General features: G+C 69.2%; 16 protein-coding genes and 2 pseudogenes. 6 read left to right on the top strand and 12 right to left on the bottom strand.

The annotated features are described in order from the left end of the window. Positions 1 to 564: 564 nt before the first annotated feature. The 3 genes from ACTWP8_RS35930 (at position 565) to ACTWP8_RS35920 (ending at position 4,627) form a co-directional block, all read left to right on the top strand. Positions 565 to 1,902, top strand: coding sequence for a PhoH family protein (locus ACTWP8_RS35930; protein ID WP_443318871.1), 1,338 nt, complete (start codon positions 565 to 567; stop codon positions 1,900 to 1,902). A 451-nt stretch (positions 1,903 to 2,353) separates the two neighbouring features. Continuing rightward, a complete protein-coding gene (locus ACTWP8_RS35925; protein ID WP_443326255.1) occupies positions 2,354 to 3,064 on the top strand; it encodes a transglycosylase SLT domain-containing protein in 711 nt (236 codons plus the stop codon). A 129-nt stretch (positions 3,065 to 3,193) separates the two neighbouring features. After that, positions 3,194 to 4,627, top strand: coding sequence for an AI-2E family transporter (locus tag ACTWP8_RS35920; RefSeq protein ID WP_443326254.1), 1,434 nt, complete (start codon positions 3,194 to 3,196; stop codon positions 4,625 to 4,627). A 107-nt stretch (positions 4,628 to 4,734) separates the two neighbouring features. Here ACTWP8_RS35920 and ACTWP8_RS35915 read toward each other — a convergent pair whose 3' ends face one another. Then, entirely contained in the window at positions 4,735 to 5,268 is a 534-nt protein-coding gene (locus tag ACTWP8_RS35915) for an alkyl hydroperoxide reductase (RefSeq protein ID WP_443318874.1), read from the bottom strand. A gap of 2 nt (positions 5,269 to 5,270) precedes the next feature. Beyond that, entirely contained in the window at positions 5,271 to 5,825 is a 555-nt protein-coding gene (locus ACTWP8_RS35910) for a peroxiredoxin (RefSeq protein ID WP_443326253.1), read from the bottom strand. Positions 5,826 to 6,252: 427 nt separating this feature from the next. Here ACTWP8_RS35910 and ACTWP8_RS35905 point away from each other — a divergent pair. Beyond that, a pseudogene (locus tag ACTWP8_RS35905) lies at positions 6,253 to 6,441 on the top strand (transposase); the annotation flags it as partial. Positions 6,442 to 6,475: 34 nt separating this feature from the next. Here the strand turns inward: ACTWP8_RS35905 and ACTWP8_RS35900 are convergent. The 3 genes from ACTWP8_RS35900 to ACTWP8_RS35890 all read right to left on the bottom strand — a co-directional run bounded on the left by ACTWP8_RS35900 (position 6,476) and on the right by ACTWP8_RS35890 (position 8,131). Further along, positions 6,476 to 7,021 carry a GNAT family N-acetyltransferase gene (locus ACTWP8_RS35900; protein WP_443326252.1) on the bottom strand — a complete coding sequence of 182 codons (546 nt, stop codon included), beginning with the start codon at positions 7,019 to 7,021 and terminating at the stop codon, positions 6,476 to 6,478. A gap of 191 nt (positions 7,022 to 7,212) precedes the next feature. Then, positions 7,213 to 7,365, bottom strand: a complete 153-nt coding sequence (locus tag ACTWP8_RS35895; protein ID WP_443326262.1) for a DUF7196 family protein — start codon at positions 7,363 to 7,365, stop codon at positions 7,213 to 7,215. A gap of 418 nt (positions 7,366 to 7,783) precedes the next feature. Next, positions 7,784 to 8,131 carry a LysM peptidoglycan-binding domain-containing protein gene (locus tag ACTWP8_RS35890; protein ID WP_443326251.1) on the bottom strand — a complete coding sequence of 116 codons (348 nt, stop codon included), beginning with the start codon at positions 8,129 to 8,131 and terminating at the stop codon, positions 7,784 to 7,786. A gap of 748 nt (positions 8,132 to 8,879) precedes the next feature. On the opposite strand from ACTWP8_RS35890, the gene ACTWP8_RS35885 reads away from it, so the two are divergent. Next, complete coding sequence (locus ACTWP8_RS35885; RefSeq protein ID WP_443326250.1) at positions 8,880 to 9,785, top strand: LysR substrate-binding domain-containing protein; 906 nt, start codon at positions 8,880 to 8,882, stop codon at positions 9,783 to 9,785. Between the two features lie 343 nt (positions 9,786 to 10,128). Here ACTWP8_RS35885 and ACTWP8_RS35880 read toward each other — a convergent pair whose 3' ends face one another. The 6 genes and pseudogenes from ACTWP8_RS35880 to ACTWP8_RS35855 form a co-directional block, all read right to left on the bottom strand. After that, positions 10,129 to 12,540: an FtsX-like permease family protein gene (locus ACTWP8_RS35880; RefSeq protein WP_443326249.1), complete on the bottom strand. Its 2,412-nt coding sequence runs from the start codon at positions 12,538 to 12,540 to the stop codon at positions 10,129 to 10,131. Then, the gene (locus ACTWP8_RS35875) at positions 12,537 to 13,223 is read right to left on the bottom strand and encodes an ABC transporter ATP-binding protein (RefSeq protein WP_443326248.1); all 687 of its coding nucleotides are present in this window, start codon (positions 13,221 to 13,223) and stop codon (positions 12,537 to 12,539) included. Before ACTWP8_RS35875 ends, ACTWP8_RS35880 begins: the two co-directional genes overlap by 4 nt. Further along, positions 13,220 to 13,744, bottom strand: a complete 525-nt coding sequence (locus ACTWP8_RS35870) for a PadR family transcriptional regulator (RefSeq protein ID WP_443326247.1) — start codon at positions 13,742 to 13,744, stop codon at positions 13,220 to 13,222. Before ACTWP8_RS35870 ends, ACTWP8_RS35875 begins: the two co-directional genes overlap by 4 nt. Positions 13,745 to 13,798: 54 nt before the next feature. Next, entirely contained in the window at positions 13,799 to 14,143 is a 345-nt protein-coding gene (locus tag ACTWP8_RS35865; RefSeq protein ID WP_443326246.1) for a hypothetical protein, read from the bottom strand. 10 nt (positions 14,144 to 14,153) lie between these two features. Beyond that, positions 14,154 to 14,456: pseudogene (locus tag ACTWP8_RS35860) on the bottom strand (SPFH domain-containing protein); the annotation flags it as partial. Positions 14,457 to 14,469: 13 nt separating this feature from the next. Further along, a complete protein-coding gene (locus ACTWP8_RS35855; RefSeq protein ID WP_443318882.1) occupies positions 14,470 to 15,069 on the bottom strand; it encodes a Uma2 family endonuclease in 600 nt (199 codons plus the stop codon). A 376-nt stretch (positions 15,070 to 15,445) separates the two neighbouring features. On the opposite strand from ACTWP8_RS35855, the gene ACTWP8_RS35850 reads away from it, so the two are divergent. Beyond that, on the top strand, positions 15,446 to 17,692 hold the full coding sequence (locus ACTWP8_RS35850; RefSeq protein ID WP_443326245.1) for a transglycosylase domain-containing protein: 2,247 nt from the start codon (positions 15,446 to 15,448) through the stop codon (positions 17,690 to 17,692). Between the two features lie 91 nt (positions 17,693 to 17,783). Here the strand turns inward: ACTWP8_RS35850 and ACTWP8_RS35845 are convergent, their stop codons facing one another. Further along, the gene (locus ACTWP8_RS35845; RefSeq protein WP_443326244.1) at positions 17,784 to 19,247 is read right to left on the bottom strand and encodes a catalase; all 1,464 of its coding nucleotides are present in this window, start codon (positions 19,245 to 19,247) and stop codon (positions 17,784 to 17,786) included. Positions 19,248 to 19,382: the final 135 nt, after the last annotated feature.

Below are 19,382 nucleotides of genomic sequence, written 5' to 3'. Positions count from 1 at the left end.
CCCCGGGGGGAGGCCCCCCGGCCCCCTTCCGGCTGAGCCGCTTCCCCGGGCAGGCCCCCGGCTCCCTGATGGGCACTCCCCGGCCCTTCCGGCTGAGCCGCTTCCCCTGGCAGGGCCACCGGCCCCCGAAGCACCCCCTGACCCTGCGCCTGTGCCGCATGCGCGTGGCAAACCACCGGGTGCCTGACGGGGCGAGCCCCGCCCAGGAGCCCTCAGCCCGCTGCCGAAATGTTCATGATGGGACGATATCGGCTGGTATGAGGCCCGCACTGGGGTCGCAGGCGTTGCCAAACGTTCACAAACGTGGCGTCATATGCCATGGCATGGCGGCGCACGTTCGAGGGAATATCCCTTCCAAGTCGACGCCCGGTCCACGGGCGTCCGGCACACCAGCGGGTGGCATGGGGCCGCCCGCCCGGGAGGCCCTTTGCACACGGACGACCGTGCGGTTCGTACGGACATCGCGGAGGGCCGGTGCCCGGCCCGCGCATTGTGGACCGAGCCCGGCCCATTCCCCGGCGACGCCGTCGCACCCCGACCTCTTCCGAGGGGGTTCGTCCACCCGTGGTGACCAGCACAAAGCGCCGTACGCACGACCGGCGCACCTATGTCATCGACACCAGCGTTCTGCTGGCCGACCCGTTGGCCATGGCCCGCTTCGACGAGCACGAGGTCGTGCTCCCCGTCGTCGTGGTCACGGAGCTGGAGGCCAAGCGGCACCATCCGGAGCTCGGCTACTTCGCCCGGCAGGCGCTGCGTCTGCTCGACGACTACCGCATCCGGTACGGGCGGCTCGACGCGCCGATCCCGATCGGGGACCTCGGCGGAACGCTCAGGGTCGAGCTCAACCACTCCGACCCCACGGTGCTCCCGGCGTCGTTCCTGAACGAGCGGGGCCGACTGGGTGACAACGACACCCGGATTCTGGCCGTGGCCAGGAACCTCCAGGCCGAGGGGTACGACGTGACGGTCGTGTCCAAGGACCTGCCGCTGCGCATCAAGGCCTCGTCCGTCGGCCTGCTCGCCGAGGAGTACCGCGCCGAGCTCGCCATCACCGACTCCGGCTGGACCGGAATGTCGGAACTGACGATTACGGCCGAGCAGGTGGACGAGCTCTTCGCGGCGGAGAGCGTGCACGTACCCGAGGTGGAGGAGCTGCCGGTGCACACCGGCCTCGTGCTGCAGTCCGAGCGCGGCAAGGCGCTCGGCCGGGTCACCGCTGACGGCCGGATCCGGCTCGTCCGCGGCGACCGCGAGGCGTTCGGCATCCACGGCCGGTCCGCCGAGCAGCGGATCGCGCTCGACCTGCTGCTCGACTCGGATGTCGGAATCATGTCGATGGGCGGCCGGGCCGGAACCGGCAAGTCGGCGCTCGCCCTCTGCGCGGGTCTGGAGGCCGTACTGGAGCGCCGGCAGCACCAGAAGGTGATGGTCTTCCGCCCGCTCTACGCGGTGGGCGGCCAGGAGTTGGGTTACCTGCCGGGCAGCGAGGCCGAGAAGATGAGCCCGTGGGCCCAGGCCGTCTTCGACACGCTCTCCGCGGTGACGACCCGGGACGTCATCGAGGAGGTGGTGGGCCGCGGGATGCTCGAGGTGCTGCCGCTCACGCACATCCGCGGCCGCTCGCTGCACGATGCCTTCGTGATCGTGGACGAGGCGCAGTCGCTCGAACGGAACGTCCTGCTGACCGTATTGTCCCGAATTGGCGCCAACTCCCGTGTCGTACTGACCCATGACGTGGCGCAGCGCGACAACCTCAGGGTCGGGCGGTACGACGGGGTGGTCGCGGTCGTCGAGAAGCTGAAGGGCCATCCGCTCTTCGCGCACGTCACGCTCAACCGCTCGGAGCGCTCGCCGATTGCGGCCCTTGTGACCGAAATGCTGGAGGACAGCCACATTTAGCCGGGGAGCGCATTGGGTCCGACTGGATCCCATTTGGCCCTGATCTGGGCCCACTTGGCGCCGCGTGATAAGCCAAAGAGCTTAACCGCGCGGCGCCGTGCTGTGCGCCGATTTCCATAAAACCCGTGGTGTAAACGGGGTGTGAGGTTTCCCACTCAACGCAGAATTGCCTCGAGACGTCGGCTTCCGGCAGGGTGTGGGTCCTGTCAGGCCCCGCATACGGCACACCAGCACCCCCAGCGGTGCTGCACCACACAACTCAACAACCGTTCGCCGTATGCCGCCCGAGCACCACGCGGAACTCCCGAGGGAGTGTCGCACCGGGCCAGTGCCTCCCGTGACCAGCCGGTCCCACCCGCTCAGGGCGGGTCCGGAACAAGGGGAGGCCAGCGCCAGGGGCACGATTGCGTCCGCGAGGTCACCTAAGCGGGCGATGCTGGAAGGAAAGCGTGTGAGCCGGATCTCGGTCCGGGGATTCGCAGTGGCGTCAGCCACCGCGGTCACCACCGTCGGCGCCGTCGTCGGCGTCGCCTCGGGCAGCACTCAGCAGGGCACGGCCGAAGCCGCCGAGCCCGCTGCTGCCGATGCGACGCTGCTTGCAGACATATCCGCCGGCAACCAGACCCAGGCGCAGACCGCGTCGCTGACTCAGCAGGCGGACGCGCAGTCCACCGCTGCGGACGCGGCAGCGAAAAAGGCCGCTGAGGAAGCCGCCCGCAAGCAGGCGGCCGAGGACGCGGCAGCCAAGAAGCTGGCAGCTGAGAAGAAGGCCGCCGCGGAGAAGCTCGCCAAGGAGCGTGAAGCGGAGCTCAAGGCAGCCCGCTCCGAGGCGCGTTCCGACGCAGGCGACTTCGCCCAGCAGGCCTCCTACACCATCGCCGAGGTCCAGGGCATTGCGCGCCAGATGGTCCCGGCGGACCAGTTCCAGTGCTTCAGCAACATCGTGGACCACGAGTCCAGCTGGAACTACCAGGCCAGCAACCCCTCCTCGGGTGCGTACGGTCTCGTCCAGGCGCTGCCGGGCTCCAAGATGGCCTCGGCCGGCGAGGACTGGAAGACCAACCCGGCCACCCAGATCAAGTGGGGCCTGAACTACATGGAAGACCGCTACGGCGGCCCGTGCGGCGCGTGGGAGTTCTGGCAGGCCAACAACTGGTACTAGGCCTCCGCCGCTGCATCGCGTACTCAACGGAGCCCCCGGCCCTCAACCGGCCGGGGGCTCCGTCGCGTCCCTGTCCCGGGTAACGTCGTGCGGTACGACGCCTGGGGGAGTGGGGGTAGAGGTAGAGAGATGTCCAAATTGCCGCAGTGGCTGGGTGGATTGGGGTCGGGGCTGACCCGGATCGCCCAGCGGCTGGACCAGCGCCGCGCGGCTGCCGCTGCCGCGGAGGGATACGACGACTACGCGTACGTGGGCGCACCGGCCCCGCCGTCCGCCGTCGGCGGCCGGAGCGCTTCCGCCGCCGCGGGCGGCGACGGCGACGGGAGCGCAGGGGCCTCCGGGGGCGCGGAAGACCGCCGCCCGTCCGGCCGCCGAGCGGACCACGTGCCGCCCCCGCCCTCGTACGCCCCCGCCATAGCCGCGAAGCCCGATCCGGCCGCGGCCGTCCCGTGGGGCGTCCGCGTGGCGGCGGAGGCGGGCTGGCGGCTGCTCGTCCTCGCGGGCACGCTCTATGTGCTGATGCGTGCCATCAGCGCCGTACAGCTGGTGGTGCTGGCCTTCGTTGCCGGCCTGCTCATCACCGCGCTGCTCCAGCCCACCGTGGCCCGGCTCCGGAGGATGGGCCTGCCGCGCGGGGTCGCCACGGCCCTCACCTTCATCACCGGCTTCGTGATCATGGGCCTGGTGGGCTGGTTCGTGGTCTGGCAGGTCATGGAGAACATCGACAATCTCTCCCAGCGCGTCCAGGACGGCATCGACGAGCTGCAGAGGGGGCTCCTGGAGAGCCCGTTCCATGTGACCGAGGATCAGATCAAGGACATCGCGAAGAGCCTGCGCGAGGCGATCGGGTCCAACACCGAGGAGATCACCTCGGCCGGCCTCGAGGGCGTCACCGTGATCATCGAGGTGCTGTCCGGGATCCTGCTCGCGATGTTCAGCACGCTCTTCCTGCTCTACGACGGGCGGCGGATCTGGGAGTGGGCGCTGAAGCTCGTGCCGAGCGCGGCCCGGCCGGGCGTCGCGGGCGCGGGGCCGCGCGCCTGGCGGACCCTCACCGGCTATGTGCGCGGCACGGTTCTCGTGGCGCTGATCGACGCCATATTCATCGGCCTCGGGCTTTACTTCCTCGACGTCCCCATGGCCGTGCCGCTGGCCGTGTTCATCTTCCTCTTCGCCTTCATCCCGCTGGTGGGTGCGGTGGTCTCGGGCGCGCTCGCGGTCATCGTCGGCCTGGTCACGCAGGGCGTGTTCACCGCGCTGATGGTCCTGGTCGTGGTGCTCGCGGTGCAGCAGCTCGAGGGCCATGTGCTGCAGCCGTTCATCCTGGGGCGCGCGGTACGGGTGCACCCGCTGGCCGTTGTGCTGTCGGTGGCCGCGGGCAGCCTGATCGCGGGTATCGGCGGCGCGGTGGTGGCCGTACCGCTGGTGGCGGTGACGAACACGGTCGTCGGCTATCTGCGGGCGTACTCGGCGGAACAGGCGCTACCGAAGGCTCCGCCGCCGCAGAGGGCGGAGGCGGGGGGCGCCCCGGCGCCGCAGGAGGCGCAAGCGCCGGTGGAGTAGCTGCCGTTACGCCAAGCCGCCTCGCTTAACCCATACGCCAACGGGGCGGACTCTCCGGCGGATTGCATTGCCGGGGAGGCCACCCCATTCGGCTGAGTACGGGCCGGTCAGCCCGCGAGGACGTCTTCGGCGTCCAGCGTGGCGCCGACCGCCTGGATCACCGCGGCGATCTTGAAGGCCTCCTGGATCGTCTCGCGGTCCACGCCGGCCTTGCGGAGCACCTGCTCGTGCGAGTCGAGGCACTGGCCGCAGCCGTTGATCGCCGACACCGCCAGCGACCACAGCTCGAAGTCGGTCTTCTCGACGCCCGGGTTGCCGATGACGTTCATCCGCAGGCCCGCCCGCAGCGTGCCGTACTCCGGGTCCGACAGCAGATGCCGGGTCCGGTAGAAGACGTTGTTCATCGCCATGACGGCGGCGGCGGACTTGGCCGCGGTGTACGCCTCCGGCTTCAGGTTCTCCCTGGCCTCAGGCTCCAGCTCCCGCAGCACGCGCGGCGAGCGCGAGGCGATGGCGCAGGCGAGCACCGTGCCCCACAGCTGCTGCTGCGGCAGCTCGGAGTTGCCGATCACCGAACCGAGGTTCAGCCTCAGGTCCTTGGCGTAGTCCGGTACGGCGGCCTTCAGCTCGTCGAGGGCCATGCTCACTCACCGGCCAGGAGCTTGACCGGGTCGAGGGTTTCCTCGCCCTTGCTCCAGTTGCAGGGGCACAGCTCGTCGGTCTGCAGGGCGTCCAGAACCCGCAGGACCTCCTTGGGGTTACGGCCGACGGAGCCGGCGGTCACCATCACGAACTGGATCTCGTTGTTGGGGTCCACGACGAAGACGGCGCGCTGTGCGAAGCCGTCCTCGCCCTGGACGCCGCAGTCACTCATCAGCTCGTGCTTGGAGTCCGCGAGCATCGGGAAGGGCAGGTCACGCAGGTCGGCGTGGTCCTTGCGCCAGGCGTGGTGGACGAACTCGGAGTCGCCGGAGACACCGAGGATCTGCGCGTCGCGGTCGGCGAACTCGTCGTTCAGCTTGCCGAATGCGGCGATCTCGGTCGGGCAGACGAAGGTGAAGTCCTTCGGCCAGAAGAAGACCACTGACCAACCCTTCTCGCGGTCCTTGCTGGAGAAGGTCTTGAACTCCATGGCGCCCGCCGGGCCTACGACGCCGGTCAGTTCGTACGTGGGGAACTTGTCACCAATGGTGAGCATTGTCTGGCTGACTCCAAGATCGTTGGATTGGTCAGCCCCAACATGCCACAACGCAACTGATCACAGAAATCGCCACTTCGGCTGGCGTTGATCGAAGATGGCTATCAGTGCGAGGTGGGCCTTCGGCCGTGTACGAGTCCGCGGGTCTGGCTTCCCCCGGCCGTTACTCCTCCAGCCGGTAGAACACCTTTTTTTCATTACGTGGCTCAGCGCCCAGAGCCTCGTAGAACGCGAGAGCGGGCGGGTTGCCACGGTCGGCAGTCCACTCCACGCGCGAGCAACCTGCATCGGTCGCAGCTTCTCGAAGCTTGACCGACATCGCCAGGAACGCTCTCGCCGTCGTAGTACGCCTCGATCTCGCCGATCAGTGGAGCGGTCACCTCAGCGTCCGTTGCTGTTGCCCGTCACACCGAAGTTCGCCCGCAAGGGCACCGTTCACGGTTCCGGCCTGGGCAAGCGCCGTTGGGTTGTAGAGCGGACCTTCGCCTGGCTGCACCACTTCAAATGGCTGCGAACCCGCTACGAACGCCGGGCGGAGTTCGACCACGGACTCCTCGTGCTGGCCTGCGGCATCATCTGCCTGCGCAAGCTACGGGCGTCCGTTGGACACGACTGAGCATGACATCGCACCGACCCGTTGTGACGGTCAGCTACCCGGCGTCGAGCGCCTTGCTCATGAACAGGGCCGTCTCACCCTCACTCGCCGTACCCCGGTAGAAGGTGGTGTCGAGGCCGCAGAGGATGAACCCCATCCGCTGGTAGGCGCGGATGGCCGGGACATTCACGTTCGACGTCTCCAGCCAGGCCGTTCGTGCTCCAAGTCGGCGCCCGTATGCGCAGGCCCGCTGCATCAGAGCCGAGCCGACACCGTACCCACGGTGCGTAGGCGCCACGCCGATTTCGTGAATGGCCAAGCGGTGATGCCACTCTTCCACCCCGGCGACAACGAAGCCACACACCTTCCCATCGTCGACGGCGACCTCGACGTGCAGGTCATCGGACATGCCGTCGCTCTCATCGTCGGGGAACCTCTTGACCAGCGGCGGATCTACAACGATCGCGCGCAGCGCGAACCCCTCGTCGCCGGCGACAACTTCGTAGATGGTGTCGGTGGTGAACGAGTCGTCGATTGCGCTGATCTGTTCCTCGTCCTGCGGTCCTGCCTGCCGGTAAACGATGCGTTGTTCGGGGCCCACACATACTCCGCGTCCTCGGCTGCTCGGTCACCCAGCTGGACGAACGTCCCACTACGCAAGTTCCGCCGACAGCACCGTCCTGACAGGACGGCTCCCCGCTGGAACACTTATTCAGTCATTCTGAAACGATCAGTGAGCGGGGTGCTGCCCGCTGCCGCACGGTTGAGGCGCCCTGACACGCCGGGCAGGCGTCACTGGGTGATGACGGTGATCGTTCCGGTGCCGCCTGCTCGTTGGTTTGCGGCCTCGGCTTCCTGGTAGGTGACGTATCGACGGATTGTGCCGTCGGGCAGGTTGGCGTTGTGCCCATTCACACCGGCGCGCGAGTGTGAGCCGCCCGGGATTCCTCGTCACAGGCGGCTGGCGTGTGCGGTGACTCGAGGCTGCGGCAAATCACCGACGCTCGGGTTACCTCCCGTGCTCCGTACCTTTAGCCGAACTACCCCGCTCGTTAGAGGTTTTTGAACTTCTCGACCGGACTGCGCCGGATCAGGGGCACTGGATAATCGGTAGAACCGTCGAATCGTGCGTCGGCACCGTCCCCGGATGACGTCTCTCAGCCGGTGTCCGGCGGAGACCAGCTGTGACAAGGGGCTGCAGCGGCTGACGGCCGCCAGGCGCACCTTGGTTGCCAGGCCGCCGGCTGCATAACGACCACCCGCGAATGGCCAATTTTCCTGAGTATGCCTGCTGAGTCGTTGATTGGGTACTGGGCCGCGGTTTCTTGGTCGGGCCGCGGCCCAGATTGACGGGTTTCTTCGTTCAATCCGACGTGACCATCCGCGACTTGGCGACGATCAGCCGCTGCCCCGGGTGGATGAGGTCCGGGTTGGGGATGTTGTTCCACTTGACGAGTTGCTGGACCGTCGTCCCGAACTGGGCGGCGATGGCGGTGAGTGTGTCACCGGACTTGACCGTGTAGTAGGTCTCCTGGGGCGATTCAGACTTGGCGACGATCAGCCGCTGCCCGGGGTGGATGAGATCCGGGTTGGGGATCGCGTTCCACTTGACGAGTTGCTGGACCGTCGTCCCGAACTGGGCGGCGATGGCGGTGAGTGTGTCACCGGACTTGACCGTGTAGTACGTGAGGTTCGATGCTTGTGTTGTCATATAGCCCATATTAGCCCGTATGGTCCTATATCGCTCGTCGAGCTACGCATGGAGTCGTGGGTGCCGAAAAGTTGCGTCCGCCCTGGTCGGGCCGGGTGTTGAGAGGTGTCCGCACGCGCTCGAAGGTTTCGAAGACCTTCTCCCCTGGGGTGCGACGTGGTTGCCCGCGAGGCCCGTGCCGCAACCGCTCACCGTTCCGCCGAGTCAAGTCAAGCGACTTCTCAAACTCGCCATGTAGGACACGGCCTTAGTTGCTTCGCGCCGCGCGACACCTGGCGTGGCGCCAGGGAGTTCTAGGGCGGTGCGCTCGTCGGGGAGCGGCATGCGGGCGCGGACGGTCTCCGACCACCACAGCTTGTGCCCCGCCTTGGTGAGCAAGGCGTAGATCTCTGCGGGTCGAGTTGGAGGAGCGAACCCGTGGCCGGGGTGGTCTTCGTGCGGTAGGCGGCCGGTTCCTGTTCGCGGTCCCGGCCGGTGCCGGTGTGGGGGTGATGTACCGGCTTGAGCCGTTGCGGGCGATTTGTTGCGCTCGATGGTCACGGCGGGTGCGGTGGGGGCACGGACGAGGGAGCCCTTGCCGTGGCGGACTTCGGTGAGCCCTTCTGCTCCACGGGCGGGATTGATCGCAGAAATCGGTAGACTTGTTGATGTTGATCGGAGGTGGTTATCAGTGGCTGTGGGCGGTGCGAGCGGAAGAGGTGCGGGGCGCGGTGGGAACGGCGGTGCGCGGCAGCCCAGTCTGTCCCAGTTGCGCGCTTTCGCCGCGGTCGCCGAGCACCTCCACTTCCGGGACGCCGCGGCCGCCATCGGCATGAGCCAGCCCGCGCTCTCCGGGGCCGTCTCCGCGCTGGAGGACGTACTCGGGGTGCAGCTTCTGGAGCGTACGACGCGCAAGGTGCTGCTCAGCCCGGCGGGGGAGCGGCTGGCGGCCCGCGCCCGTACGGTCCTTGACGCCGTCGGCGCGCTGATGGAGGAGGCGGAGGCGGCGCGGGCGCCCTTCACGGGGGTGCTGCGGCTCGGTGTGATTCCGACGGTGGCGCCGTATCTGCTGCCGACCGTGCTGCGGACCGTCCACGACCGCTACCCGGATCTGGACCTCCAGGTCCACGAGGAGCAGACCGCCTCGCTGCTCGACGGGCTCGCGCACGGGCGGCTGGACCTGCTGCTGCTCGCCGTGCCGCTGGGGGCGCCCGGCGTGACCGAACTTACGCTCTTCGACGAGGACTTCGTGCTGGCGATGCCGGAGGACCACTGGCTGGGCGGGCGCGGCGACATCCCGCGCGAGGCGCTGCGCGAACTGGACCTGCTGCTCCTGGACGAGGGGCACTGTCTGCGCGACCAGGCGCTCGATATCTGCCGCGAGGCGGGCAGGGAGGAGGGGGCGCCGGTGACGACGAGCGCGGCCGGGCTCTCGACGCTGGTGCAGCTGGTCGCGGGCGGGCTGGGGGTCACGCTGCTGCCGCGTACGGCGCTGCGGGTCGAGACGGGCCGCAACGACCAGCTCTCGACGGGCTACTTCGCGGACCCGGCGCCGTCGCGCCGCATCGCCCTGGCGATGCGGTCGGGCGCGGCGCGCGCGGACGAATTCGAGTCCTTCGCCACGGCGCTCCGCCAGGCGCTCCGCGCCTTGCCGGTCCGCATCTGCGATCCGTAACGCGCCCAGCGGCAATCTTTTCCCGCGCCGGAATGGATTCCCCACCGGGATGGCAAGCCGCGAAACGCCCAGCCCGATATCTTTTCGCCGCCGCGACAGTGGATCGCGAGATGGCGCAGCCGACATCTTTCCCGCCGCGACGGCGGAACGGCGAGATGGCGCACCCCGGCGGTGCCCAACTGACCGCGCCATGGGGGTCCATGGGCCGCGGCCGGATTGGCACCGCAGGGCCGGCCGGGCTGCACCGTAGGAGTTGCTCGCCGTCGCGGCGGGAAAGAGAAGGCCGGTGAGGCACCGCAGGGCTACCTCGTACGAGTTGCTCGCCGTCGCGGCGGGAAAAGAATCACTCCGTGCGGAGGCCGTCCGGGCGCATCATGCGCCATAGCGGCGGCAGGCTGACCAGTGTCACGAGAAGGATCACCGCCGCCCCCGTACCCGTCATCGTGCCAAGGCTCGACCAGTCGATGGCCACCGGCTGGTCGACCATCTCCAGCAGCACCGCCCCCAGCGCGAGCCCGCCCGCCACCGACAGCGCGAGCCCGAGGACCACCGGTACCGCCGTCTGCCAGAAGACGGACCACCCGATGGTCGTGCGGCGCGTGCCGAAGGCGACCAGGACGGACAGCAGCCGCTTCCGCTCCCGCAGCTGCTCCAGCATCGTCACGATCATGCTGGCCCCGATCAGCAGCAGCGTCGCCGTCGCCCCGATGAACAACCCCCGCCGGATGCTGTCGAATTCGTTGCTCACCTGGGTGTCCTGAAGGGTGAGCACGTCAACCGTCGGGGAGATCGCCGCGGTCGTGTTGCGTACGTGCTCCACCGCATCGGGCTTCCTCGGGTCGAGCTTCAGCAGCGAGACGACGTCGGCGTTGCTGAGCCGCGACACGTCCAAAGCGGACGGGGTGGCGAAGATGCCGGTGCGCTCCCAGCCGATCGGGTCGGGCCTGCTGTCCACCACGCGCGCGGAGGCGGGGATGGTCCACGGCTTCGGCCTGCCCGCGGGCAAGCCCTCCTCCGTGAGGTTGAGATCCACCGTGCGGCCCGGCGCCGCGAAGCCGTAGTCCGGTTCCGGCTTCGTGACGAAGACGTCCCCGTCCTTGCACGCGCCGATCCGGAGGAGCTCCCGCAGCGTGGCGCAGCCGCCGATCGTGAGGGTGTCGGAGCGGACGTCCTCCGCCTTACGGGCCTTGCTCTCGGCATCCGAGACGTACGCCTCGGTGAGGCCGAACACCTCCCGTACGCCTTCCGTGCCGCGGAACTTCCCGAGGACGTCCCGGGCTTCGGCACCGCTGGTCACCTCGATGCTCACCTGCGCCTGGGCCCGGGACGCATCCTGCCCTGTCGCCTTGGTGCTGCTGTCCTCCGCGCTGGCGAACAGCATCTGGATGGCGATCGCACCGGCGACGGCGATCGTGATGCCGCTCACCGTGCGCGACGCCGTACCGCTGCTGAGCTGGAGCCGGCGGGTGGCGAGCTGCCAGGGCAGCGGGCCGCCGCCGAACCGGTTGACGACGGCCTCGACGAGCCAGGGCAGTACGGCCGTGACCCCGATGAGCACCAGCACGGCCCCGGCCGCGACTTGGTAGATCTCGCGGTCGCCGGCCCGCCCGAATCCGCCGCCCATCAGCGGGTACAGCAGGCCGAGGCCGAGGGCGGGGAGGGCCAGCCGCCACCACAGGCGCCGGCGGCGGGTGGCGGCGTTCCGTACGACCCCCAGGGGCTCGATCGTGACCCCGCGGAGCGCGAAGAGCGTGACCGCGACCGCACACGCCGGCACGGCGACGGCGATCAGCGTTGCCAGCGCCGGGCTGGGCGTCACATCGGACGGGAAGACGCTGACGTCGAACAGCGTGACCGAGTTGACGAACTGTCGGCCCGCCAGGAACACACCGCAGCCCACGGCCAGTCCGGCGAGCGAGGCGAGCAGCGCCTCACCCGCGGCGATCCGGCGGGCCATCCGGCCGTCGGCGCCCACGAGCCGGAGGGCCGCGAGGCGCCGGTCGCGTCGCTCGCTGCCGAAGCGCACGGCGGTCGCGATGAAGATCGCTACAGGCAGCAGCAGGACCACACAGGCGATGATGACGAGCAGGAGCAGCTCGGGCGGGAGCGGGTCGCTCTTGGTCGTGGCGCCGAAGTGGTCGAGCCGGGCGCTGTGGCCCTTGCCGAACGACTCGGGCGCGGCCCCCGCATAGAAGGCGAGCTCGTTGGGCCCGATCAGGCCTTCGTCGCCGATCGTCCCCGTGACGCGGTCGCCGAGGCGCTCCTTGAGGAGCTTGCCCTCGGGCGAGGCGAGGAGCTCCGCGAGGGCGGGTGAGACCACCATCTCGCCGGGCCGGGGTATCGCGGAAAGGCCGGGCGGCACGGGCGGCTTGGCGCCGTCGGGCGACATGACGAGGCCGCGGACGTCCTTGCCGTGGTATGTGGTGTCGGCCTGCCCGATCCGGAGCGTCTTGGGGCCGGGCTTCAGCTCATCGTTCACCATGCTGCTCTCGATCGAGCGTGCGTCGCCGCGGGCGTCCCGGGCGGCCATCATGGTGGGGACGGCGGACGCGGCCAGCAGGAGCGCGACGCCCAGGCCGACGCCTATGGCGGTGAGGAGGGTGCGCGCCCAGCTCTCGCGGCCGCCGGTGAGCGCGAACCGGGCGCCCATCGCGAGGTCCGCGGCCCACCTGGAGACGCCGGCGCGGGCCGGCGGCTCCCCGGAACCCGTGTGCTCGTCCGTGCCGGCCGGGCGGCCGGTCATGGTGCCGCTCATCCGACGGCCGCCATGTCCCGCGCGCGGCCGTCCCGTACGACGACCTCGCGGTCGGAGTACGCGGCGACGCGCGCCTCGTGTGTGACGAGCACGACCGCGGCCCGGGTCTCCCTGGCCGCCTCGGTGAGCAGCTGCATCACGCGCTCGCCGTTGAGGGAGTCCAGCGCGCCGGTCGGCTCGTCGGCGAAGAGCACGCGCGGCCCGGTCACCAGCGAGCGGGCGACCGCGACCCGCTGCCCCTGGCCGCCGGAGACCTCGCCGGGCCGTTTGGCCCGTACGTCGCCGACCTCCAGCCGCTCCATCCACTGGAGGGCGCGGGCCTCGGCCTCCTTGCGCCGGGTGCCGTTCAGCCGCAGCGGCAGCGCCACGTTCTCCACGCAGGACAGCTCGGGCACGAGCTGGCCGAACTGGAACACGAAGCCGAACTCGCCGCGGCGCAGCGCGCTCCGCTCGGCATCGGTCATCGCCGACAGCTCGCGGCCCCGGTAGTGGACCGTGCCCGCGTCGGGCCGGACGATCCCGGCCAGGCAGTGCAGCAGCGTCGACTTGCCCGAGCCGGAGGGGCCCATGACGGCGACGACCTCGCCGGGGTGAATGCTGAACTCCGCGCCGTCCAGGGCGGGAGTCGGGCCGTACGCCTTGTGCAGGGCGGCGGCGGAGAGCAGGGAACCGGTGGGGGTCACGAGCGGACCTCCTTCGCGAGCTGGTCGAGTCGGGCGGCGGTCAGCTCGAGCCACCGCAGGTCCGCTTCGAGATGGAAGAGTGCGTGATCGCAGATCAGCTGGTCGGCGATGTCGCCGGAGGACTTGCGCCGGGTCAGTTCCCGCATCAGCCGCAGATGCTCGGAGCGCTGCGAGTCGAGCAGCTCGGCGGCGCTGCGGCCGGTGAGCAGCGCGAGCACGACCTTCGTGTAGAGGGTGCTCTGCAGATACGGCTCGGGCTTCTCGGGCTGCGCGAGCCACTGCTCGACGTCGGTGATCCCGGCGTCGGTGATCGCGTACCGCTTCCGCTCGGGCCCGCCGCCGGGCTCGATGCCCTCGACCTCGACGAGTCCGTTCTTCAGCAGGCGCGACATGGTCGAGTAGACCTGCCCGTAGTGCAGCGGGCGGTCGTGACCGAAGCGCTCGTCGAAGGCGCGCTTGAGATCGTAACCGTGGCGGGGGCCGGACTCCAGGAGTCCGAGCAGGGTGTGGCCGATTGACATGTCCGGGACTCTACACCACGCGTATACATCGCGTGTATAGAGGGAGTGGATAGCTCATCCCGCAGGTGGCAGGCGGGAGTTGGCGCACGAGGGGGACATGAGGCGGCAGCGCAGCTCGTGGTCGTCAGTCGCGCTGCGGGTCCTGCGGCGGCTCGCTGCCGGCCTCCTCGGCGGACGAGCCGACTTCGGCAGGCGACCCGTGTCCGCCAGGGCCCTGCGGAGCAGGAACTCGATCTGGGCGTTCGTGCTGCGCAGCTCCGCCTCCGCCCAGCGCGCGATCGCGTCGTGCACGGCGGGGTCCAGCCGCAGCAGCACCTGCTTGCGCTGCTGCGGCCTCCGCTTCTGCTGGGGGTCCCTCCCGCGCCGATGGCCGTGGGGGAGGTGTTCGTCGTCCGTCACCGGGCCGCCGTCACTGGTAGAGCGTCCCCGTGTTGAGGACCGGCTGCGGGCTGCGGTCGCCGCACAGCACCACCATGAGGTTGCTGACCATCGCCGCCTTCCGCTCCTCGTCGAGGTCCACCATGTCCCGCTCGGTGATCCGCGCCAGCGCGGCCTCGACCATGCCGACCGCGCCGTCCACGATCTGCCGCCGGGCGGCGACGACCGCGCCCGCCTGCTGCCGCTGGAGCATCGCCGAGGCGATCTCGGGCGCGTACGCGAGGTGGGTGAAGCGGGACTCGACGATCCGTACGCCCGCCGCCTGGACGCGGGCCGCCGGCCCGGGCCTATCCCAGCCCGAGGACGGAATCGACCTGCAGGGTCACCGTGGCGCCGATGGACTCGGGCAGGGTGAAGGACTCGCCGGGAGGATAGACGGCGTGCACCCTGTACTCGCCGAATTCCGGCTCGGTGAGCACGCGGACGCGGCGGTTCTTGCGGTCGACGATCACGTAGACGGGGATGCCGGCGATGGCGTAGGCGAGGACTTTCTTCTTGAGGTCGTTGCCGTAGTTGGAGGACGTGACCTCCAGAACCATGCGGAAGATCGCCGGGTCGTAGCAGTTGTGCTCGATGAGGTGGTCGTCGTAGTCGGCGTCGACGACGGCGAGATCGGGGACGGCGAAGTCGAATGGCCCGTCGGGGAGCCATACGCCCACGGCCTGCATCACCCCTGACTGCTCGCCATGCAGGCCCGCCGCGATAAGCGGGATCATGATGTCTGTCAGCCGATGCGCATGGGGCATGTCGGGCGGTGGCGTCACGGTGATTTCTCCCCCGATGATCTCGACGCGGTGGCCGGGCAGCTTCTGGGCAACCTCCTCAGCTGCCTCAAGCAATGTCGGCTCGTCGTCGTAGCAGGGGTGCTCGACTGATTCGGCGGACATGGCGTTCCTCCTGACGGCCGGATGTCGAGAGCATCATCGTAAGGCGCGGGATCAGCCCGCGTCATGATTGGCGTCCTTGACCCGTACGGGGATGCGGGGGCGGGCTCGTGCGTGCGGGGCGCAGCAGGTCGAGCCCACCGTCTATGCGCTGTGCTACCCCTCCACTGACCTGTGGTTTCGGCATCTGTGGCGCGTCCGACACGGGTTTGCCCGTCTCGCCCAGGCAACCCTTCGCCCGCCTCGCCAGTCAGTTCCTGTGAAGCCGGGTGCTGATTCTCACGTCCGGAAAAGCCTTGATCGATAAGCGTTTGACCCCAGATGTGGTGCTAGCTTCATGAGGCTTTGTGGGGGCGGACGGAACTGGAGCAGCGAAGAGATGGGACGAGCCGAAGCGAGACGGGCGCGGCAGCGCGGCCGCCGGGGCGGCGCGCGTCGCGCGAAGCCCAAGGGGGGCATACGCCGCCTCTTCACCTGGCGGAAGCTGTTCGGCACCTTTCTCACCGTGTGCGCCCTCGGCATCGGTGCCTTCATCGCGCTCTACCTCTACGTCGACGTCCCCGGGGCCAACGCCCTGGCCCAGGCGCAGAGCAACGTCTACAAGTACAGCGACGGCACCGTCATCGCGCGGACCGGTGACGTCAACCGCGAGGTCGTCCCGCTGACCAAGGTGCCCAAGGACGTCCAGCGCACCTTCGTCGCCGCCGAGAACAAGACCTTCTACAGCGATTCCGGCGTCGATCTGAAGGGCACCGCCCGCGGCCTGATCAACACCGTCACCGGCAAGGGCAAGCAGGGCGGATCCACCATCACCCAGCAGTACGTCAAGAACTACTTCCTGAGCTCGGAGCAGACCGTCACCCGGAAGGCCAAAGAGCTGATCATCTCGCTCAAGGTCGACCAGGAGAAGACCAAGGACGAGATCCTCGCCGGGTACATCAACACCAGCTACTACGGGCGCGGCGCGTGGGGCATCCAGGCTGCGGCCCGCGCGTACTACGGCGTGGACTCCGACGACCTGACCGTGGAGCAGGGCGCGTACCTCGCCGCGCTGCTCCAGGCACCGAGCCAGTACGAGTGGTCGTCCGCCAGCGAGGCCTCGCGCGAGCTCGCCCTCCAGCGCTGGAACTACGTGCTGAACAACATGGTCGAGATGGACTGGCTGGATCCGGGCGAGCGCTCCCGCATGAAGTTCCCCGAGCCGATCACCCCGAAGCCCGCCCCCGGCCTGGAAGGCCAGGCCGGCTACCTCGTCGAGGCCGCCAAGGCCGAGCTGATCTCCTCCGGCGCCGTCGACGAGAAGGAGCTGGACGCCGGCGGCTGGAACATCACGCTCAACATCGACCGCAAGAAGCAGCAGGCCCTGGAGAAGGCCGTCGATACCGAGCTGATCGACGACCTCGACCCGAAGGACCGCAAGGCCGACCAGGACGTCCAGCCCGGGGCGGCCTCGGTCGACCCGAAGACCGGCCGGGTCGTGGCGCTCTACGGCGGCCAGGACTTCGTCGAGCACCAGATCAGCAACGCGACCCGCCGCGACTATCAGGCGGCGTCCACCTTCAAGCCGCTCGTCTTCGCGACCGCGCTGGAGAACGGCGCCGAGACCCAGGACGGCGTGCCGATCACCGAGGACACGATCTACGACGGCACCAGCAAGCGCCCCGTCGAGGGCAGCACCACTCCCTTCGCCCCACCGAACCAGGGCAACAAGGACTGGGGTCAGGTCACCGTCAAGCGGGCGATGAGCAAGTCGATCAACTCCGTCTTCGCGCAGATGGGCGTGGACGCCGGGCTGAAAGACGTCAAGCGGACCGCGGTGGGCCTGGGCATGAAGGAGGACGCCGGCGGCTTCGTGGTACGGCCCTCGATGTCGCTGGGCGTGATGGGCGCCAGCCCGCTCGACATGGCCGGCGTGTATGCGGGCCTGGACAACCACGGCAAGAAGGTCGCCCCGCAGGTGGTGAAGACCGCCGAGCGCGGCGAGCAGACGGCCGAGCTGTCGGAGCCGGTGGGCGAGCAGGTCATCGACCGGGAGACCGCCGACCGGGTCACCTCCGTGCTGACCGGCGTGGTCGACGACGGTACGGGCGCGGCCGCCCGGTCGGCGGGCCTGGAGATCGCGGGCAAGACCGGCACCTCGGACGACAAGAAGTCGCTCTGGTTCACCGGCTACACCCCCGACCTCGTCACCTCCGTCGGCCTCTTCGGTGAGGACACCTCCGGAAAGACCACCAAGCAGGTCTCGCTGAAGGACGTCGGCGGCGGTGTGTTCGCCAACGGCGGTGGCTATCCGGCCAAGATCTGGGCCGACTACACCCGGGCCGCGCTGAAGGGCGAGGCGCCCGCCGAGTTCGACCTGGACACCGACCAGGGCGCGGGCGTGGCCCCCGCCCCGACGGTTCCCCCGACCACGGCCGACCCCGTCCCTGAGCCGACCCCCACTCCGACCAGTGAGTCCCAGACCCCGGACGAGCCCACCCCCAGCACCTCCGTCCCGCAGGACCCGACTCCCACCCCCTCCTTCCCGAGCCCGACGGCGAGTTCGCGGCCCCCGAGACCGACCGGCGATCCGACGCTGCCGGAGCCCGGAGACGACGATCCCTCGGCGCGATCGACGGGAGAGTAGTCCGGGGGAAGTGAGATCCGGGCCGGGGGCCGCCGCCCCGGCCACAACGCGTCGCGGCTGAGCCGCGGTTCAGCCGCGGTTCAGCCGCGCCTCAGCCGCCGTTGACCTCCTTGTTGATGCGGTCGCCCAGGTCCCGGTCCACGTTGCGCCAGTACTGGACCGCCCGCGCGAGGACCGGCCGGCTCACCCCGTTCTTCAGGTGGCCCGAGATGTTGGAGACGAGGCGGTCGCGCGCCGCCTCGTCGAGAACCTCGCGCACCTGGGTGCCCGCCTGCCCCCAGTCGTCGTCCTCGCGGTGCAGCCGGTACGCCTCGCGCACCATCTCGCCCGCCGCCTGCCAGCCCTGCGGGTCGCCGTAGCGCGCGGTGTCGGCGGCCGGGCCACCGTACGAGTTGGGGGCGTAGGGTGCACCGGTCCTGGCGGGCTCGTAGCGCATCGGCCCGTCCTTGGCGTAGGAGTGGACCGGAGCGTGCGGCCGGTTCGGCGGCAGCTGGGCGTAGTTGGGGCCGATCCGGTACCGGTGGGTGTCCGCGTAGGAGAAGATCCGGCCCAGCAGCATCTTGTCCGGGGACACGCTGATGCCCGGGACGAGGTTCGAGGGCTCGAAGGCGGCCTGCTCGATGTGGACGAAGTAGTCCTCCGGGTTCCGGTTGAGCGTCATCCGGCCGACCTCGATGAGCGGGTAGTCGCCGTGCGGCCACACCTTGGTCAGGTCGAAGGGGTTGAAGCGGTAGTCCGCCGCGTCCTCGAACGGCATGACCTGGACGTACATCGTCCACGACGGGGCGTTGCCGGAGGCGATGGAGTCGAACAGGTCGCGCCGGTGCGCGTCGGCGTCCTCGCCGGCGAGCGCGTCGGCCTCGGCCTGGGTGAGGAAGTCGACGCCGTGGTCGGTCTTCATGTGGTACTTGATCCAGAACCGCGCGCCACCGCCGTTGATCCACATGTAGGTGTGCGATCCGTAGCCGTTCATGTGGCGGTACGTCTTCGGGATGCCGCGGTCCCCCATCAGCCAGGTGACCATGTGGGCGGACTCCGGGGACAGCGTCCAGAAGTCCCACTGCATGTCGTGGTCGCGCATGCCGTTGTCCGGGCGCCGCTTCTGACTCCTGATGAAGTCCTGGAACTTCATGGGGTCCCGGACGAAGAAGATCGGGGTGTTGTTCCCGACCAGGTCGTAGTTGCCGACTTCGGTGTAGAACTTCAGCGCGAAGCCACGGGGGTCGCGCCAGGTATCGGGGCTGCCCTGCTCGCCCGCGACCGTGGAGAAGCGGGCCAGCATCTCCGTGGTCCTGCCGGGCTGGAACAGGTCGGCCTTGGTGAACTGGCTGACGTCGTTCGTGACGGTGAAGGTGCCGTACGCGCCCGCGCCCTTGGCGTGCACCACCCGCTCGGGGACCCGTTCCCGGTTGAACTGGGCCATCTTCTCGATCAGGTAGTGGTCGTGCAGGAGGATCGGGCCTGTGTCGCCGATGGTGAGCGAGTGCTCGTCGCTCTGAACGGGGACGCCGTGGTTGCTCGTCGTGTACGGGATCTTCTGGCTGGACTCGGTCATGGAGCGCCTCGCAGTGCGTGGGGGAGGATTATGCCCTTTGTGTCCAGTTGGTCAGTGAACTCCGCCGACGCGTCGTCAGCAACCACCGGGACCGGGCCCACTCCTGAAGTTCGTACACGCGGCGGAGTCGTGCGT

The sequence above is a fragment of the Streptomyces sp. 7N604 genome, from assembly GCF_052245475.1.
Taxonomy (GTDB): Bacteria; Actinomycetota; Actinomycetes; order Streptomycetales; family Streptomycetaceae; genus Streptomyces.
The sequence above is the reverse complement of the archived record's forward strand: the minus strand, read 5'-3'. Positions and strand labels throughout refer to the sequence as shown.

Excerpts from the sequence above, each read along its gene's own strand:
- ACTWP8_RS35890 (WP_443326251.1), bottom strand. The coding sequence starts at position 8,131 with ATGACAACACAAGCATCGAACCTCACGTACTACACGGTCAAGTCCGGT.
- ACTWP8_RS35845 (WP_443326244.1), bottom strand. The coding sequence starts at position 19,247 with ATGACCGAGTCCAGCCAGAAGATCCCGTACACGACGAGCAACCACGGC.
- ACTWP8_RS35855 (WP_443318882.1), bottom strand. The coding sequence starts at position 15,069 with ATGTCCGCCGAATCAGTCGAGCACCCCTGCTACGACGACGAGCCGACA.
- ACTWP8_RS35915 (WP_443318874.1), bottom strand. The coding sequence starts at position 5,268 with ATGGCCCTCGACGAGCTGAAGGCCGCCGTACCGGACTACGCCAAGGAC.
- ACTWP8_RS35910 (WP_443326253.1), bottom strand. The coding sequence starts at position 5,825 with ATGCTCACCATTGGTGACAAGTTCCCCACGTACGAACTGACCGGCGTC.
- ACTWP8_RS35880 (WP_443326249.1), bottom strand. The coding sequence starts at position 12,540 with ATGAGCGGCACCATGACCGGCCGCCCGGCCGGCACGGACGAGCACACG.
- ACTWP8_RS35850 (WP_443326245.1), top strand. The coding sequence starts at position 15,446 with ATGGGACGAGCCGAAGCGAGACGGGCGCGGCAGCGCGGCCGCCGGGGC.
- ACTWP8_RS35920 (WP_443326254.1), top strand. The coding sequence starts at position 3,194 with ATGTCCAAATTGCCGCAGTGGCTGGGTGGATTGGGGTCGGGGCTGACC.
- ACTWP8_RS35870 (WP_443326247.1), bottom strand. The coding sequence starts at position 13,744 with ATGTCAATCGGCCACACCCTGCTCGGACTCCTGGAGTCCGGCCCCCGC.